This window comes from Bacteroides zhangwenhongii, assembly GCF_009193325.2.
Classification (GTDB): domain Bacteria; phylum Bacteroidota; class Bacteroidia; order Bacteroidales; family Bacteroidaceae; genus Bacteroides; species Bacteroides zhangwenhongii.
In genome coordinates this window covers 5,228,926-5,244,518 of sequence record NZ_CP059856.1, presented here as the reverse complement: position 1 = coordinate 5,244,518, position 15,593 = coordinate 5,228,926, and the positions used below count along the sequence as shown (strand labels likewise).

Annotated in this window: 19 protein-coding genes; 11 read left to right on the top strand and 8 right to left on the bottom strand. The window is 40.1% G+C overall.

The annotated features are described in order from the left end of the window. Positions 1-175 precede the first annotated feature (175 nt). Together GD630_RS20740 and GD630_RS20735 are read right to left on the bottom strand one after the other, a co-directional pair. Positions 176-1,069: an MlaD family protein gene (locus tag GD630_RS20740; RefSeq protein WP_143864946.1), complete on the bottom strand. Its 894-nt coding sequence runs from the start codon at positions 1,067-1,069 to the stop codon at positions 176-178. 8 nt (positions 1,070-1,077) lie between these two features. Continuing rightward, complete coding sequence (locus tag GD630_RS20735) at positions 1,078-2,253, bottom strand: N-acetylmuramoyl-L-alanine amidase family protein (RefSeq protein WP_017142902.1); 1,176 nt, start codon at positions 2,251-2,253, stop codon at positions 1,078-1,080. A gap of 81 nt (positions 2,254-2,334) precedes the next feature. On the opposite strand from GD630_RS20735, the gene GD630_RS20730 reads away from it, so the two are divergent. The 9 genes from GD630_RS20730 to GD630_RS20690 all read left to right on the top strand — a co-directional run bounded on the left by GD630_RS20730 (position 2,335) and on the right by GD630_RS20690 (position 10,475). Next, positions 2,335-3,291 carry a transporter gene (locus tag GD630_RS20730; protein WP_143864947.1) on the top strand — a complete coding sequence of 319 codons (957 nt, stop codon included), beginning with the start codon at positions 2,335-2,337 and terminating at the stop codon, positions 3,289-3,291. 179 nt (positions 3,292-3,470) lie between these two features. Then, on the top strand, positions 3,471-4,664 hold the full coding sequence (locus GD630_RS20725; RefSeq protein WP_143864948.1) for a site-specific integrase: 1,194 nt from the start codon (positions 3,471-3,473) through the stop codon (positions 4,662-4,664). Between the two features lie 107 nt (positions 4,665-4,771). Beyond that, on the top strand, positions 4,772-5,701 hold the full coding sequence (locus GD630_RS20720; protein WP_143864949.1) for a hypothetical protein: 930 nt from the start codon (positions 4,772-4,774) through the stop codon (positions 5,699-5,701). A 131-nt stretch (positions 5,702-5,832) separates the two neighbouring features. Next, positions 5,833-6,120, top strand: a complete 288-nt coding sequence (locus GD630_RS20715; RefSeq protein WP_005802192.1) for a helix-turn-helix domain-containing protein — start codon at positions 5,833-5,835, stop codon at positions 6,118-6,120. 5 nt (positions 6,121-6,125) lie between these two features. Continuing rightward, entirely contained in the window at positions 6,126-7,199 is a 1,074-nt protein-coding gene (locus GD630_RS20710) for an AAA family ATPase (protein ID WP_143864950.1), read from the top strand. Between the two features lie 164 nt (positions 7,200-7,363). Then, the gene (locus tag GD630_RS20705; RefSeq protein ID WP_143864951.1) at positions 7,364-8,329 is read left to right on the top strand and encodes a toprim domain-containing protein; all 966 of its coding nucleotides are present in this window, start codon (positions 7,364-7,366) and stop codon (positions 8,327-8,329) included. A gap of 146 nt (positions 8,330-8,475) precedes the next feature. Beyond that, positions 8,476-8,859 carry a MobC family plasmid mobilization relaxosome protein gene (locus GD630_RS20700; RefSeq protein WP_143864952.1) on the top strand — a complete coding sequence of 128 codons (384 nt, stop codon included), beginning with the start codon at positions 8,476-8,478 and terminating at the stop codon, positions 8,857-8,859. Next, positions 8,825-9,751: a relaxase/mobilization nuclease domain-containing protein gene (locus GD630_RS20695; protein WP_143864953.1), complete on the top strand. Its 927-nt coding sequence runs from the start codon at positions 8,825-8,827 to the stop codon at positions 9,749-9,751. The genes GD630_RS20700 and GD630_RS20695 overlap by 35 nt, the downstream gene beginning before the upstream one ends. A gap of 4 nt (positions 9,752-9,755) precedes the next feature. Continuing rightward, complete coding sequence (locus tag GD630_RS20690) at positions 9,756-10,475, top strand: hypothetical protein (RefSeq protein WP_143864954.1); 720 nt, start codon at positions 9,756-9,758, stop codon at positions 10,473-10,475. Between the two features lie 52 nt (positions 10,476-10,527). On the opposite strand, the gene GD630_RS20685 is transcribed toward GD630_RS20690, so the two are convergent. From GD630_RS20685 to GD630_RS20660, 6 genes are all read right to left on the bottom strand, one after another. Then, positions 10,528-10,860 carry a helix-turn-helix domain-containing protein gene (locus GD630_RS20685; protein WP_143864955.1) on the bottom strand — a complete coding sequence of 111 codons (333 nt, stop codon included), beginning with the start codon at positions 10,858-10,860 and terminating at the stop codon, positions 10,528-10,530. A gap of 121 nt (positions 10,861-10,981) precedes the next feature. Continuing rightward, positions 10,982-11,401 carry a hypothetical protein gene (locus tag GD630_RS20680; protein WP_143864956.1) on the bottom strand — a complete coding sequence of 140 codons (420 nt, stop codon included), beginning with the start codon at positions 11,399-11,401 and terminating at the stop codon, positions 10,982-10,984. After that, positions 11,355-11,594 (bottom strand): hypothetical protein, encoded by a 240-nt coding sequence (locus GD630_RS20675; RefSeq protein ID WP_143864957.1) that lies wholly within the window; start codon positions 11,592-11,594, stop codon positions 11,355-11,357. Before GD630_RS20675 ends, GD630_RS20680 begins: the two co-directional genes overlap by 47 nt. A 1-nt stretch (position 11,595) precedes the next feature. Then, on the bottom strand, positions 11,596-11,994 hold the full coding sequence (locus GD630_RS20670) for a pyridoxamine 5'-phosphate oxidase family protein (protein ID WP_143864958.1): 399 nt from the start codon (positions 11,992-11,994) through the stop codon (positions 11,596-11,598). 67 nt (positions 11,995-12,061) lie between these two features. Next, entirely contained in the window at positions 12,062-12,895 is an 834-nt protein-coding gene (locus GD630_RS20665) for a hypothetical protein (RefSeq protein WP_143864959.1), read from the bottom strand. 19 nt (positions 12,896-12,914) lie between these two features. Then, positions 12,915-13,565, bottom strand: coding sequence for an NAD(P)-dependent oxidoreductase (locus tag GD630_RS20660; protein WP_143864960.1), 651 nt, complete (start codon positions 13,563-13,565; stop codon positions 12,915-12,917). A 254-nt stretch (positions 13,566-13,819) separates the two neighbouring features. Between GD630_RS20660 and GD630_RS20655 the strand changes: the two genes are divergently transcribed. Then, the gene (locus GD630_RS20655; RefSeq protein WP_143864961.1) at positions 13,820-14,191 is read left to right on the top strand and encodes a winged helix-turn-helix transcriptional regulator; all 372 of its coding nucleotides are present in this window, start codon (positions 13,820-13,822) and stop codon (positions 14,189-14,191) included. Positions 14,192-14,356: 165 nt separating this feature from the next. Further along, a complete protein-coding gene (locus tag GD630_RS20650) occupies positions 14,357-15,460 on the top strand; it encodes a PDDEXK nuclease domain-containing protein (protein ID WP_143864962.1) in 1,104 nt (367 codons plus the stop codon). Positions 15,461-15,593: the final 133 nt, after the last annotated feature.

The following is a 15,593-nucleotide window of genomic DNA, read 5'->3' as shown; positions in this document are numbered from 1 at the left end:
ATTTTATAAGTATCTGTTATATAGAATATTATATATAAAAACTGTGTCTTTCTTCTCTTATTCTCATGTTTGTATAGGAATCTTATTTCGGTTTATAGATAGACATTTGAGACGCAATAAACTTGCTTTTTATAGCGATTCGTTATTTAGATAAAATCTATATAACGAGATTTTATTACTTGTCTTTCTTTCCGAATAAGGAGAAGTGAACGTAGCGTTTCGGGTGCTCTTTCAAGTCTTTCAATAAGCCTGCTGCATTTTCAGTAGTAGCATTTAGATTATTGTATAAAGTCGGGTCGTTAAAGAGTAATCCGAGTGTGTTATCTTTGCTATTCAATTTTTCTGTGAGCATCTTTACATTGGATAATGTTTCGTCTATTTTCTTGAAAGTAGCTGCATAGTCAACTTCTTTAAGATTACCGCTGATGGTTACGAAGTTGTCTCCAATTGTATTCAGTTTGCTGGTAAGCTGTGGAATATCATTGCTCATGAGACCTTTAACCTGAGAACTGACTACGGTCAAGTTGGCAGTGGTCTTTTCTATTGAATGTAGGGTGGCAGGAATACTCTTGTCACCTAAGATTATATTCAGAGAAATAAGGATAGAATCCAGTTTAGGTAACATTTCCTGTACTTGTGGCATTAACTTTGCCACACTTTCCATCATTCCATTGTTCAGTGTACCGGGAATAGTATCTCCTACGGCATATTTTTCGCGGGGATTGTTTGCCAAAAGAATATTCATGCGTACTCCTCCCATCAGTTCGGATACCAGTTCGGCGCTACTTCCTTTAGGAATTCGTAGTTCGGTGTCCAGTTCTACTTCTACAACCACGTTTCCGGGATTTGTATAATCATAAAATATGTCGCGTACAATACCTACACGAACACCGTCTGCGAATACCGGGCTCGACTTAGTCAATCCGTTAACGTTCTGAAATTTAGCATAGAAATAGCTGGAAGGTTGAAACATATGTATTCCTTTCAGCCAGTTAATCCCATAAACAAGTACACACAGTGCAATGATACCTGCGATACCTATTCTGACTTCTTTTGTAATATACTTCATTTTATCTTTTATTTATTTCTTCTTTTCTTAAACTCGGCAATTGCTTCATTGACATTCATTTTTTCACCGTCTCGGAAAGCAATGATAAAAGCATCTTTGAACTGGGCTGTAATAGTACGTTTGGTACGTAGTACCTTATTATAATCACCGGAGGCACCATATGTGTATTTATATATACCTTTTTCTTTATAATAATCTACACCTTTCAATCCTTTCAGTCTCTTGTCATTTTTAGCAAGAGGTTTGGAAGAGGTGAGTATTTGTATCTTAAACGTAATTTCATTGTCATTGGTTGCGCTTTCCGCAACCTTTTGAACGGTTACGGGTCTATCGTTTTCTTTCTCTATCTCTTGTTCTTTTTGTTCGGTCGGTATCACAGTCTTGCTGACTCCGGTTAGCCGTATTTCGTGCTCTCTTTTATAATTGAGGAAAGCATGATAGATTCCTTTAGCCATGGTTGTAGCCCCCGTTTCGGAGTTCAGATAACGTTCCTCCTCAGGAGTGGAGATGAATCCTAATTCTATCAGAATACTTGGCATGGCACTTGCTTTTAAGACGAGGAAGCCGGCTTGGTGTACTCCGCGGTCTAAACGTTTACAAGTATGACGAAATTGTTTCTGCATCAAAGACGCCAGGTGCACACTTTGTTCCATGTATTTATCTTGCATGAATTCAAATATGATATAAGACTCAGCTGAGTTCGGGTTGAATCCTGCATACCGAGTCTGATAGTCACTTTCGTAGAGAATTACAGAATTTTCCCGTTTAGCTACTTCTAGATTGGCGTCCGATTTAGCCAAACCGAGTGTCCAGGTAGATGCTCCTTTTGCAGTGCGGTTGTTTGCCAATGCATTAGTATGAATTGAAATAAAAAGATCTGCTTTCGCATTGTTTGCTATTTCCGCCCTTCGGTCTAGAGGAATAAAAACATCTTTGCTACGGGTATAGATCACTTTAACGTCATCGCAATTGTTTTTTATCAGATTTCCTACTTTTAAGGCAACGTTCAGATTGATATTCTTTTCTTTTGAGATTTTTCCAATAGCGCCGGGGTCGTGTCCGCCATGTCCGGCATCAATGACTACGACAAAATCTTTCCCCCATAAATGGCTGGTGCATGAGGGTAAGAAAAGAAGCCAGAGGCAAATGCATATATATAATATGTAGGGTCTATTCAGTTTCATATTTATAATACGGTGCAAATGTAGTAGAAATTTGTAGAAAACTTATTATTTGCCATTAAGTTTTGTGTTTTTTTCGGTTTAATGATAGCTTTTTTCCTGAAATCTCCGTTACTTTGCGCTCCGAAGTTAAAATGTACGACGATGCTTAAGTTTTTGAAGAATTGGACATTGCCTATTGCCATGTTGGTGGGTGCTGTGGGTTATCCGTTATTTATCTGCCTCTCTTTTCTGACTCCGTATCTTATCTTTACGATGTTGCTGTTGACATTCTGTAAGGTGTCTCCGCGCGATTTAAAGCTTAGACCGCTTCATGTATGGTTATTGCTGATTCAGATTATCGGGGCGTTGGCTGCTTATTTGCTGTTGTTTCGGTTTGATAAGATTGTGGCGGAAGGGGTGATGGTTTGCATTATTTGTCCGACAGCCACTGCTGCTGCCGTGATAACTTCGAAACTGGGTGGGAGTGCGGCAAGTCTGACCACTTATACGCTACTTGCTAATATCGGAGCTGCCATTGCGGTGCCTATTCTTTTTCCATTAGTGGAGGTTCATCCTGACGTTAGTTTTTTGGAAGCGTTCTTCGTTATTTTAAGCAAAGTATTTCCTCTGCTGATTTGTCCGTTTCTGGCTGCATGGTTATTGAGCAAATGTTTGCCGAAAATACATCGGAAATTATTGAGTTATCATGAACTTGCTTTCTACTTGTGGGCAGTTTCGCTGGCTATCGTGACGGCACAGACGCTGTATTCGTTGTTGAATGATCCTGCGGATGGATTTACTGAAATTATGATTGCTGTTGGAGCATTGGCAGCTTGTTGTTTACAGTTCTTTTTGGGAAAGACCATTGGTTCTATTTATAATGACCGCATCAGTGGCGGACAGGCATTAGGGCAGAAAAATACGATTCTTGCTATCTGGATGGCCCATACTTATCTGAATCCATTGTCTGCTGTTGCGCCGGGATCGTATGTTTTGTGGCAGAACATCATCAATAGTTATCAGTTGTGGAAAAAGAGAAAAAAAGAACTAATAAATTGAATATAAATAGTTGATATATAGTATTTTATTATTGTTGTATCTTATTTCCTTTGTTTTGCTTGTTTTCTATATTTAGCCTATAAATTCCTTTATTTTGTTACCAGTTTGTTACTCAGATAGTGTTGAGTAACAAAAATAAATACTATATTTGCCATCGGTAACAAAATAAAAACATAAGTATGGCGAAGAAAAAACAAGAGGTCAAACTGAAAGAACCTGTAAGAATCAGATTTAAGCAGCTTGCCAATGGTAATCAATCCATCTATTTGGATTATTACACTGGTGACGTGATTAGAAAAGAAAACTATGTTGGTGGTAAACGGCAATATGAGTTTTTGAAGTTGTATCTAATCCCCGAAAAGACGAGGGAAGATAAGACAAAGAATGAAGCGACTTTGGCACTTGCCAAAGCTATTCAGAGTAAACGGATTGTTGAGTTGCAGAATGATGCGCACGGATTTCAAAATACTAATAAATCCAAAGCAAACGTACTTGATTATTTAGTGGATATGCGACAGCAATCTAAGGAGCGTGGCAGTCTGAATTACGAAAAGACTATTGGGAATACTATCCGTGAATTGAAATTGTTTAGAGGGGATTATATCGCTTTTCGTGATATTGATAAGGATTTCCTTAGTAGTTTTGTGGATTTCTTAAAGCAGGCAAAGAAAGCGAGTAAATACGGAGTAACAAAAGCAGGCGGATTATTAAGCAATAATTCGGTGGTTGCTTATTATGGAGTATTGCGGACTGCTATAAATAGGGCTTATAAAGATGGCATTATAACAGTAAACCCGACAAAAGAGTTTGACTTTGCCGATAAAGTAAAAGCAGAAGCAAGCCGTAGAGAGTATTTGACAATGGAGGAATTGAGGTTACTTATTGCTACGGAGTGCAAGTATGAGATAATGAAACAAGCCTTTCTTTTCAGTTGTTTGTGTGGGTTGCGTGTAAGCGATATAAGAAAATTGAAGTGGAACGATTTACAGAAAAGCGGTGAAAGAATAAGAATTGAAATCAAGATGCAGAAAACCAAGGAGCCGCTTTACTTGCCTATATCCGATGAAGCGTTAAAGTGGTTGCCGCAACAAAATGAAGCAAAAGGCGATGATTTGATTTTTTCTTTGACGCATGAGGGGACTATAAACAAGACACTTCAAAGATGGGCGAAAGATGCAGGAGTTACTAAACATATCTCGTTTCATGTCGCCCGGCATACACATGCTACCATGATGCTTACATTGGGGGCTGATTTGTACACGGTTAGCAAACTGTTAGGACATAAAAATATAGCCACAACTCAAATTTATGCGAAGATTGTCGATAAGAAAAAAGAAGAAGCTATAAGTTTGATACCGAATTTGACGGATTAAAATTAAAGAAAGTACGGTTAGCATAAGTCCGTACTTTCTTTCTTTTTTTGCCTTTGTTTAGTCGAAAAAATATATCTTTGTTTCTACTAACTGAAACATAGGATATTATGACAGAAGAAGAACTGAAAATAAAATTCGACCATATACAAGGCATCTTTAACCGTTGTATCAATCATGCCAACCAAGTGTTGACAGACAGCATTGCTGCCAAGTCTGTATATCTCAATAAAGAACAGGCTGATAAGCTGGAACAGCAGGAATATATTCGTACCGCTGATGAGTTAGTACAGTTATATATACGTTATTCCGTATTGAATGATATTCAAAGTTTTTATTCGGTATCTGACTTCTTTTGGGAAAGTGGTTTTTATGAATCTTTGAAATCCGATGAGAAAAGAAAATACATGTCGTTTAATCCTCTTTCATTTGATTATTCCCGATATGAACAAGATAATACGGTTTATGATGAAGAACTGCCTTATTTCTCCGTAGTAGTCAAAGTTGTTGTGTTAGAAAGATATTCGGCATACTTGCGAAAAAAGAAAGAAGATAAGGTGCAAGTGGAAATGCAACCACAACAGGAACGGAAAGAACCGCAACCAATTCAAGATGAATACCAAGAGCCTAAAATTATACCCCATATTGCTAAAACTGAAAATCCTTTTAAGTCTATTTTAAACGATAGGCAAATAGAGTTATTGGTAGAGTGTATCAATGAGGTAGAGATTTTCAATGCCCCTATGACTTTTGAAGATTTGAAAGCGATACTTTCTTGTAAGCCTAAAGTTATATTTAGGTCTAATAACAACAGGCAAGTAGCTTTTCTTTTTTCGGAGTTAAGCAGTCGTGGTTTCATAACATCTAATTGGCAATCGGTTATTGCAAATAGCAGGCTGTTTCTTACAAAGAATACAAAAAGGGATAAATATCTAAATCAAGGGGATTTAGCTACAGCTACCAATTATGTGAAAGATTTGGAGCATGAAAAAGAATATGCGACTATTAGAAACTATATCAAACAACTGAAAAAACTTTAAGAATAGGTTAAGACCTCAAACATAGTTTAATCCGCTATCAAGCTATTCCTCAATACTTTTGCCCCCGTAATCGATTACAAGAAACCGGAGGGCATGCACTCCATATTGTCTAACGCAAATACTTTTGTTATATGGAAACAAGTATTGAGAAGCGAGTTGCAGAACTCGAAAATTTAGTGTTCCTTTCAAAGAACGTGCTTAGCTTCGATGAAGCGAGCAAGTTTTTGAACCTTTCTAAAAGTTACCTGTACAAGCTGACTTCGGGTAACTTGATACCTCATTACAAGCCGCAGGGCAAAATGCTTTATTTTGAGAAAGCGGAACTGGAAGCATGGTTACGTCAGAACCCGGTCAAGACGCAGGCGCAGATAGAGCAGGAAGCGCAGAAGTATATCCTTAACCGTCCTCTAAAGAAATAACGGTTATGGAAAATAGAAAAGCGACAGAAGCCGGGCAGGGCGTTACCATGCAGAAAGAGGATTTCGCAGCCCTTTGGAAAACCATTCATCTAAAGGTGACGGACACTTTTGAAGTGCCGCCCGAAATACTTTGGGTGAATGGCTCTACCATCGGCACGCTGGGTAATTTCAGCGCATCCACGGGGAAAGCCAAGAGCAAAAAGACATTCAATATTTCCGCTATCGTTGCGGCGGCGTTGAAGAATGACGAGGTTCTGAAATATTCGGCATACCTGCCACCGAACAAACGTAAAATCCTCTATGTGGACACCGAGCAGAGCAAATACCATTGCCACAAGGTTATGGAGCGTATTTTGCGGCTTGCCGGACTGCCGACCGACAAGGATATGGACGATTTTGTTTTCATCGTGTTAAGGGAACAGACACCCGACAAGCGGAAACAGATAATCGGCTATATGCTGGAGAATATGCCCGATGTGGGGTTGCTCATCATTGACGGAATCCGTGACTTGATGTACGACATCAACAGCCCCGGTGAATCGACCGACCTAATCAATCTCTTGATGCGCTGGTCAAGCGGATATAACCTGCATATCCACACCGTACTGCATTTGAACAAAGGAGATGATAATACAAGGGGGCATATCGGTACGGAACTGAATAACAAGGCTGAAACCGTTCTGCAAATCACGAAAAGCCAGCAGGACGGCAACATAAGCGAGGTAAAGGCGATGCACATACGTGACCGGGAGTTTGCCCCGTTCGCATTCCGTATCAACGACAGCGCATTGCCCGAAGTCGTGGACGGTTATGTATTCAAGCAGCCCAGCCAAGACAGGGGTTTTTCACTGGCAGAACTGACGGAGCAACAGCACAGGACAGCTTTGGAAAACGGTTTTGGCAAACAGGTTATATATGGTTATGAGAATGTCCTAAAGACCTTGAAACAGGGTTATGCGAGTATCGGCTACGAGCGTGGGCGCAATATCCATGTGGATTTGAACAAATTCCTTGTGAACAAGCGCATGATTGTGAAAGAGGGCAAAGGCTACCGCTACAATCCCGATTTCCATTATTAAAAATCGGTTTGGTTTAGTCCGGGTGTATATATAAGCGGAACGGACTTTCTGCTTTCCTAATATTGGCAACAGACAAGTTTAGTATGGTACGGGTGTATATATAGCGGACTAAACAGGACTGGCGCACTTTTCAATTATTCTTTCAACCATTAAAAGAAAATATTATGAATATCGAAGATATAAAGAAAATATCCATTGTGGATTATTTGCACAGCTTGGGCTATTCACCCGTCAAGCAGCAGGGAAACGGTTTATGGTACAAATCACCGTTGAGGGAGGAACAGGAAGCGTCCTTTAAGGTGAATACCGACCGCAATCTCTGGTATGATTTTGGCGCAGGCAAAGGCGGCAACATCATCGCACTGGCAAAGGAACTTTATTGCTCCGACCATCTGCCATACCTTTTAAACCGGATAGCGGAACAGACACCGCACGTCCGCCCGGTCAATTTTTCATTTCGCCAGCGGAGGACGGAGCCGAGTTTCCAGCATTTGGAAGTCCGTGACCTCACCCATCCGGCATTGCTCCGTTACTTGCAGGGGCGTGGCATCAACATCGGACTGGCAAAAAGAGAATGCAAGGAACTCCATTTCACCCATAACGGCAAGCCGTTCTTTGCCATCGGTTTCCCGAATATGGCAGGCGGTTACGAGGTGCGCAATTCCTTTTTCAAAGGCTGCATCGCCCCGAAAGACATCACCCACATACGGCAGCAGGGAGAACCGAGAGAGAAATGTTTGGTATTCGAGGGATTTATGGACTATCTTTCTTTCCTCACGCTCCGGATGAAGAACTGTCCGACCATGCCCGACCTTGACAGGCAGGATTATGTCATTCTCAACTCTACCGCCAATGTGTCGAAAGCCATTGATGTACTGTCACCGTATGAGCGCATACATTGTATGCTTGACAATGACAAGGCAGGGTATAAAGCGACACAGGCTATCGCATCGGAATACTCCTATCGTGTACGTGATTTCTCGCACAATTACAGGGGTTATTCGGACTTGAACGATTATCTGTGCGGTAGGAAGCAGGAGCAGAAAAACAGTATCAGCCAAGCGCAGGAAATGAAGCAGGAAACCGGACAACGTACCGCCCCAAGACAGAAAAGAGGCAGGGGCATTTAGTCCGGCAGAGTTACCAACGGCAGGCGGTTTAATTTGGAGAGCAAGGTTATGTTTCGGTAGACCGAAACCACCTTGCTTTGCTGACCGCAAAGAAAATTTCTCCCGTTGGTCGCAATTTTTAAGATACCATTTAAAAGCAAAAAAGTATGACAGACATAAAGGATAAGCCGGGCGGTCGTCCGGCAAAGAAACGGATAGACAAGCAGCAACGGGTAGTCAGTACGAAGCTGACCGAGTTGCAGTATTACGCCATCAAGAAACGAGCCGGAGAAGCCGGGTTGCAGGTCAGTGAGTATGTACGGCAGGCGGTCGTTTCGGCAGAGGTCATACCCCGGCTGAACAGGCAGGATGCAGATACCATCCGCAGGCTGGCAGGGGAAGCCAACAACATCAACCAGTTGGCGCACCGGGCTAATGCCGGAGGTTTCGCACTGGTGGCGGTGGAACTGGTGAAACTCAAAAACAGGATTGTCGAAATTATAAACCAGTTGTCGGATGATTGGAAAAATAAAAAAGGGAAGCAGGTTTAAGGGTTGCGTAAACTATGTGTTGGGCAAGGAACAGGCGGCTTTGCTTCATGCGGACGGGGTATTGACGGAAAGCCGGGGCGATATAATCCGCAGCTTCTGTATGCAGACCGGGATGAATCCCGACTTGAAGAAGCCGGTCGGACATATTGCGCTAAGTTATTCGGCAGTGGATGCACCCAAATTGACAGACGAGAAGATGATACAGCTTGCACTGGAGTATATGCGTGAAATGAAAATCACCGATACGCAGTATATCATCGTGCGCCATCAAGACCGGGAACATCCACATGTACATATCGTGTTCAATCGCATAGACAACAACGGCAAGACCATTTCGGACAGGAACGATATGTACCGGAATGAACAGGTGTGCAAGAAACTGAAAGCCAAACACGGGCTTTATTTCGCTGGTGGAAAAGAGCAGGTGAAGCAGCACCGCTTGAAAGAGCCGGACAAATCGAAATACGAGATTTACAACGCTGTAAAGAATGAAATCGGGAAGTCCAAGAACTGGCAGCAGTTACAGCAGCGGTTAGCGGAAAAGGGTATTACTATCCAGTTCAAGTACAAGGGGCAAACGGGTGATATACAGGGCGTTTCCTTTTCCAAAGGCGAATACACGTTCAAGGGTTCGGAGATAGACCGCAGTTTTAGTTTCTCCAAACTGGATAAATGTTTTGGGGATGTAGGGCAAACGACAGTCGGAAGCAATAAGCAGACGGTTACCGCACCTGTTCAGAAATCAGTATCAGCACCCGACAAAGCGGATAATTCTTTTATAACAGGTTTAGGCGGTCTGTTTTCCGATTTGTCAGCCCCGGCTGATGAAATGCCCGATGATTCCTTTTTGAGAAAGAAGAAGAAAAAAAAGAAAAAACAACTAAAGTTATAAGCGTATGGAGAACAATTTGATTTTAGAGGGGCTTCTCTCAGTGGTTACTGAACTGAAAGAGAAGCAGGAAGCACAGGTAACGCCAGCCAGTCGGGAGGAAACTCTCGAAAGACTGAACGCAATCGAACAGGCATTGTCGGAACTACATAGTAACCCGGCTATTCCCGAAAAGGATTTGCAGGCTATCCGAAGCCAGCTTGACGATATAAGGAACGGGATGCAAGGTCAGCGGAAACATATCGAGGACACCAAGAAAATAACATTGGAAACTTATCGTTGTTTCAAGGCTATGGTTGAAACCTTGAACTCTTACAAGACGGAGAAAGAGAAAGTAGAACCAATATCGCTTTATCAGCGAATTTATAACAAGGTCGTTTCTTGGGTTCGTCCGGGATTGTTTCTTTTTTCGGCAGTGCTGGTTATCTGTTCCGCTTCCATATTCTTGAATGTCCGTTTGGCTGAACGTATGCAGCAGTTGCAGGACAACGATATAAAATACCGCTATTTGCTGATGCAAGGACAGGCAGACGGAGAAACTTTTGATATGCTGGAAAATAAATTCAAGTGGCACCGGGATAACCATTTTATCCAAAGTGTTACCGATTCAGTGATAGATTTTGAATACCGTAGCCAAAAGCAAGCGGAAGCACTGGAACGTGCAAGACTGTTGAACGAGCAAGCCGAGCAACTAAAGGAAGAAGCCGATAAGTTGGTTAAGCCATAAATGGAGAAAGCCGGAACGGATGAGACACATTCACCGTTTCGGCTTTTCAAATTCACTTCTTTTTCTTCGTGCAGTGTTCTTTCTCGAACTTGTGCAATGTGGTTACGTTAAACCTTTCCTTGATGAACTCCCGGACATCGGAAGCCTTGTAATACACTTTTCCGCTGATTGTGAAGTATGGCAGCACACCGATAGCCCGGTAGCGTTGCAGGGTTTTGATACTTACTTTGAACAGTAGGCACAAGTCTTGATTATCCAACAGGTTATCATCTTCGGGCAATACCTTGTCTGCATTGCGCAGTACCCGTATGTCCTTGCAAAGTTCTTCCAGCTTGGCATATAATTTCTGCATCCATTCGCTGAACTCGTTATTTTCTATATACATAGTCGCTTCATATTTTAGATTATACCTTTTGTAATTTGATGAAGCAAAGTTCAGAAAAAGAGTGCAAGGTAATTACGAGGGCGCACATGGAATCCATTATAAATAAATCGTAAATCGCTGATTATCTATATCCTTTTTTATCGTGTTCTTTTCGGATAAGGTCTGCCAGTCCATTAAGAAATTCGGTAAGTTTGCCCGGTTTACGCTTTATTACATCCTCATGCTTTTGGTGGCAATCGTTTATTTTGATGTTGAACAACCATTCAAAACCTTTGGATAAGTCCACCAAGTAGGCAGGTTTCCCGTTCTGATATACGATGTTTTTGGAGAGGAATAGACCGCTTACCATTTCCATAATATTGATAAGGGCTGTTTTATCAGCGAGGTAGAGAGGGGAAAGTTTTTGTTTTTCAATCACCTGTTTGAGTTGTTCCGGATACTTGATACGCCATTCGATAAGGCATATTTCAGTGTTTAAAAGTTCTATCGCTTCATCAATAAGATGCAAATAGGGCATTTTTTTCTTGCTCAAACCGTACACGGTACGATTTAAGACGATGCAAGCCAAAAGAAAAATAACGGAGCAATATGCTATAATCCTGTTCGTTGATACTGAAATTGGCTACATGTGTAGCCAATTCCTCAATAGCTTCTGTAAATTCATTTACAGAAACTTTACGTTGCGAATATTCCGACAATAATCGGAAAAATCTCTGTTGCAATAATTCTTTCATTTTACAAACTATAATGATTAAAAATAGGTGGTGTAGGCGTTAAATCGTAATAATCCAATTCACTAATAGCAAGACGAAAATAAACTAATTCTGAATATGAATGATATAAGCGTATTAGAACTGGATTTGTTTCATAGATTTCTTTTCCTATATTATTGGAAACATCAAAAAGAGCTTTTCCCTTTACTCTTACTGAAATATTTCCAGCCATTGCGAGTAATTCCACAAAAGGATTTTTTTGCAGTTGCTGATAAACTTCTTTATGGGTAGCTGTTGCAAAATAAAGTATGTCTTTATTTCTTTTCATTATTTGGAAGACGCGAATTTTAGGTTTATCTCCCTCTACTGTTGCGAAAGCTACGTCTTTGTGTTCTGATAAAAAACTTAAAGCATTTTCCATATTGCATTTATTTTAAACAATATAAGGCTACCAATGGCAACCTTATATTAAATGTGAAATTCTATTTTTACTTGTACAAAATATTAGCCAAGTCTGATAATCCAGCCTCTCCGGGTAAATTAGGATAAGCCTTTTTCATGGCATCAATAAATGAATCGGCTGTATTATTTGCTGCAATTGTACGTTTCATTGTTTTCAGATAGTTAATCTTAAATTTTACCATATTGCTTTTTGCAGCCCCACCGTGCCCACCAATAAAATATTCGCATCCAGATTTTAAAGCCTTTTCTGCTTCTGCAATTTCCGCATCAATCGCAGCTAAGGAAGATATTTGTAAATGGCTGATGTGAGATTTAGCAGGTGCCCAGTGTGTATAATAAACCTTGCCGCCTATTATAATACTTGCTGCCGGAAAATCTGTTGAAGCTCCTTGTTGAAAAGAGAACTTCACACCACCCCAATTTTGGGTACTTCCTAAAGATACTTCCTCTGCTTTTCCGGTTGGCATGGGGACAATGGCATCACCAAACATCTTTGCAAAATTCTGCATCATTCCACCATAAATAGCTCCCTTGACAAATTCCGGCATTCCCTCAATCATCACAATATCATGATTTCCCGTGCCACCTACATGATAATTAGTGATAATTTTCTGTACAGGCTTATTCAATGAAGTCACATAGGTGTTGAATTCCGATACATTATCCCTAAACAGTGGTTGTTCCAATGTTACAACTCCGTCATTGCCCTCTATAATGTAGCTTGCATCTCCAAGTGCATCATTTGTATTATATACATGCAGTTTAAAATTACCTAAATCCAATACTTCAAAATTTCCTTTAGTCTGTGCTTCTGCCACCATTGCTACAAAGGTCAGCAAGAATAAAAATACGTTCTTCATAATTTCTATATTGTTATCATTAGTAACCGATGGTAAAACGCTCCCAGTGATGATTTGCCTGTTCCATTTCATCTACCATTGCAACTGCATAATCTTCTACTGAAATGTGGCTGTTTCCGTTTTCATCAACAATAAGGTCGTCCTTTCCCAAACGGAATTTTCCTGTACGTTGTCCCGGTTCAAGAGTTCCGGCAGGTGAGAAAAACACCCAGTCAATTTCTTTTTCATTGCACAATGTATTTAGGTAGAATTCACCTAAAGACTTCACACCGCCCATAATTTCAGCAGGTATTGCACCCGAATCCACTACTCTAAGCCCCGGAGCGCAAAACAAAGTACCTGCACCACCGACACACAACAACCGCTTAATGCCTGCTTGCTTTACTGCTTTGAGGATTAATGGATAGTTTTTCAACGTCTCTTCGTAAATATTGGGGTTTGTCCAGCCGGGATTATAAGCGCTGATAACAATATCTTTATCCTTACAAGTGGCAGTTATTGTTTCCACATCAGATACATCTGCCTTAACTACTGATAAATTACTGTTGCTAATTGTAATCTTTTCGGGATTACGAACTACTGCTGTAACTTTGTTACCTCTGTTTAATAACTCACTAAGGATTGCAGTTCCAACAAAACCGCTTGCTCCAATCAATACTACATTTTTCATAACTATAAATATTTAATAATCAATATTACTATCTAAAAGATTGTTTATCTCTTTTCGGATGCAAAGATGAAACACTTTTTTCAGTTATACAAGAAGGCACTTTGTACTCAGATAGTTACCTGTATGAAACTATTGTTGATTATGAAGAATTTGAAAAATACATGTTTAACACTATTTAGCTGATTACTATTTCACCCTTGCTTATTTGAAGAATGTTAGTTACTTTTGTAGTGCGAATTGAAATATAATATATTATGGTAAGAACAGAAATTCAAAATGAATTATATCCCGATTGTCCTATTCGGAATATACTTGCTCGTATAAGTGATAAATGGTCTATATTAGTTCTTTTTACATTAAATCAGTCTGCATTAATGCGTTTCAATGCCTTGCAAAAAAATATCCCCGATATTTCACAGAAAATGCTGACTGTTACTTTGAGAACTCTTGAAGAGGACGGATTTGTCAGAAGACAGGTATATGCAGAAGTGCCGCCAAGAGTTGAATATTCACTAACTGATAGAGCTATATCTTTGTTGCCACATATCAACAGTTTGATAACTTGGGCAAAAGATAACATGGATGCAATTTTAGTTGATAGAGAAAATAATAGATTAAAGTCATAAACCCAAGTTTAGTTTGTGCCTTTGCCTATATAGCCAAAACGGACTAAACTTATTTTTATTGATAGCAAAATATATATGCTGGCGAAAAGAGAAGAAGAAAAAATACCTTTGTTTTCTTTTTGCCAGCATTATTTTTGTACTTTTGTCGCATATAACAAAGCGTAAATGGATATAAATCAGAATTATAGAGAAGCAGTAAAGACCATAAAAGAAGCTATCCTACGTAGCCAGTACCGTGCAGCCGCATCGGTGAACAAGGAACAGCTCTCTCTTTATTACGGCATCGGACGTTATGTGTCGGAAAATTCTCGTACAAGCTTTTGGGGGAAAGGTGCAATTGAACAGATATCTTCCCTATTACAGAAAGAATTGCCGGGGCTAAGGGGATTTTCAACTCGAAGTATTAAAAATATGCGGCAATTTTATGAAGAATGGGAACTTGTTTTAAATCAGCAGCCAGTGGCTGCCGATTTGGAGTTGGATGAAAAATTGCTTCTCATAGAAATTCGGCAGCCAATGGCTGCCGAATTTAACTGGTCTGATTTCCTTTCAATCGGCTTTAGTCATCACATAGAAATCATTGCCAAAGCTAAGACTTTGGAAGCAAGGCTATTTTATATACATGAGTGCGCTACTCGCTATTGGAGTAAATACACTTTAAGGGATTATTTAAAAGCAGACCTGTACAGCCATCGGGGAACTTTACCTAATAATTTCGTCCAAACATTGCCCGATACTAAGCAAGCTCTAAAAGCTGTTTGTTCATTTAAAGATGAATACCTGCTTGATTTCATTAATGTGGAGGAACTGGATGAACAAGAAGAGGATTTAGACGAAAAGATAGTAGAAAAGGCGATTGTTGCCAATGTGAAAAAGTTCATCATGACCTTTGGGCAGGATTTCAGTTTTATAGGTAATCAATACCGTATTGAGGTAGCGGGAGAGGAAATGTTCATTGATTTATTGTTTTTCAATCGGGAACTTAATTCTTTGGTCGCTGTTGAATTGAAGTCCGGAAAATTCCGAAGCTCCTATTTAGGGCAACTGAACACTTACCTTTCCGCATTGGATTCATATGTGAGAAAGCCGCACGAGAATCCCTCTATCGGAATCATCCTTTGCCGAGAAATGAACCAAACCTTTGTAGAGTTTGCAGTACGTGATTACAATAAGCCAATGGGTGTTGCTACTTACCGGGCATCCGAAGATATGCCGGAACGACTTCGCAAAGCATTGCCGGATATTGATGAATTGAAAAAGTTGTTATAGAAAACAAGTTTAGTCCATTCTTTTGTCTATATATCCAAAACGAACTAAACCTATTTCTATTGACAGCAAAATATATATGCTGGCGAAAAGAAAAAATAGTATTCTTCTTTTCGCCAGTTTTACTTTTATGGTT

What these genes read in the sequence shown, in the direction of transcription:
- GD630_RS20740 (WP_143864946.1), bottom strand. Translation starts at nt 1,069, where the DNA reads ATGAAGTATATTACAAAAGAAGTCAGAATAGGTATCGCAGGTATCATT.
- GD630_RS20735 (WP_017142902.1), bottom strand. Translation starts at nt 2,253, where the DNA reads ATGAAACTGAATAGACCCTACATATTATATATATGCATTTGCCTCTGG.
- GD630_RS20730 (WP_143864947.1), top strand. Translation starts at nt 2,335, where the DNA reads ATGATAGCTTTTTTCCTGAAATCTCCGTTACTTTGCGCTCCGAAGTTA.
- GD630_RS20725 (WP_143864948.1), top strand. Translation starts at nt 3,471, where the DNA reads ATGGCGAAGAAAAAACAAGAGGTCAAACTGAAAGAACCTGTAAGAATC.
- GD630_RS20720 (WP_143864949.1), top strand. Translation starts at nt 4,772, where the DNA reads ATGACAGAAGAAGAACTGAAAATAAAATTCGACCATATACAAGGCATC.
- GD630_RS20715 (WP_005802192.1), top strand. Translation starts at nt 5,833, where the DNA reads ATGGAAACAAGTATTGAGAAGCGAGTTGCAGAACTCGAAAATTTAGTG.
- GD630_RS20710 (WP_143864950.1), top strand. Translation starts at nt 6,126, where the DNA reads ATGGAAAATAGAAAAGCGACAGAAGCCGGGCAGGGCGTTACCATGCAG.
- GD630_RS20705 (WP_143864951.1), top strand. Translation starts at nt 7,364, where the DNA reads ATGAATATCGAAGATATAAAGAAAATATCCATTGTGGATTATTTGCAC.
- GD630_RS20700 (WP_143864952.1), top strand. Translation starts at nt 8,476, where the DNA reads ATGACAGACATAAAGGATAAGCCGGGCGGTCGTCCGGCAAAGAAACGG.
- GD630_RS20695 (WP_143864953.1), top strand. Translation starts at nt 8,825, where the DNA reads ATGATTGGAAAAATAAAAAAGGGAAGCAGGTTTAAGGGTTGCGTAAAC.
- GD630_RS20690 (WP_143864954.1), top strand. Translation starts at nt 9,756, where the DNA reads ATGGAGAACAATTTGATTTTAGAGGGGCTTCTCTCAGTGGTTACTGAA.
- GD630_RS20685 (WP_143864955.1), bottom strand. Translation starts at nt 10,860, where the DNA reads ATGTATATAGAAAATAACGAGTTCAGCGAATGGATGCAGAAATTATAT.
- GD630_RS20675 (WP_143864957.1), bottom strand. Translation starts at nt 11,594, where the DNA reads ATGAAAGAATTATTGCAACAGAGATTTTTCCGATTATTGTCGGAATAT.
- GD630_RS20670 (WP_143864958.1), bottom strand. Translation starts at nt 11,994, where the DNA reads ATGGAAAATGCTTTAAGTTTTTTATCAGAACACAAAGACGTAGCTTTC.
- GD630_RS20665 (WP_143864959.1), bottom strand. Translation starts at nt 12,895, where the DNA reads ATGAAGAACGTATTTTTATTCTTGCTGACCTTTGTAGCAATGGTGGCA.
- GD630_RS20660 (WP_143864960.1), bottom strand. Translation starts at nt 13,565, where the DNA reads ATGAAAAATGTAGTATTGATTGGAGCAAGCGGTTTTGTTGGAACTGCA.
- GD630_RS20655 (WP_143864961.1), top strand. Translation starts at nt 13,820, where the DNA reads ATGGTAAGAACAGAAATTCAAAATGAATTATATCCCGATTGTCCTATT.
- GD630_RS20650 (WP_143864962.1), top strand. Translation starts at nt 14,357, where the DNA reads ATGGATATAAATCAGAATTATAGAGAAGCAGTAAAGACCATAAAAGAA.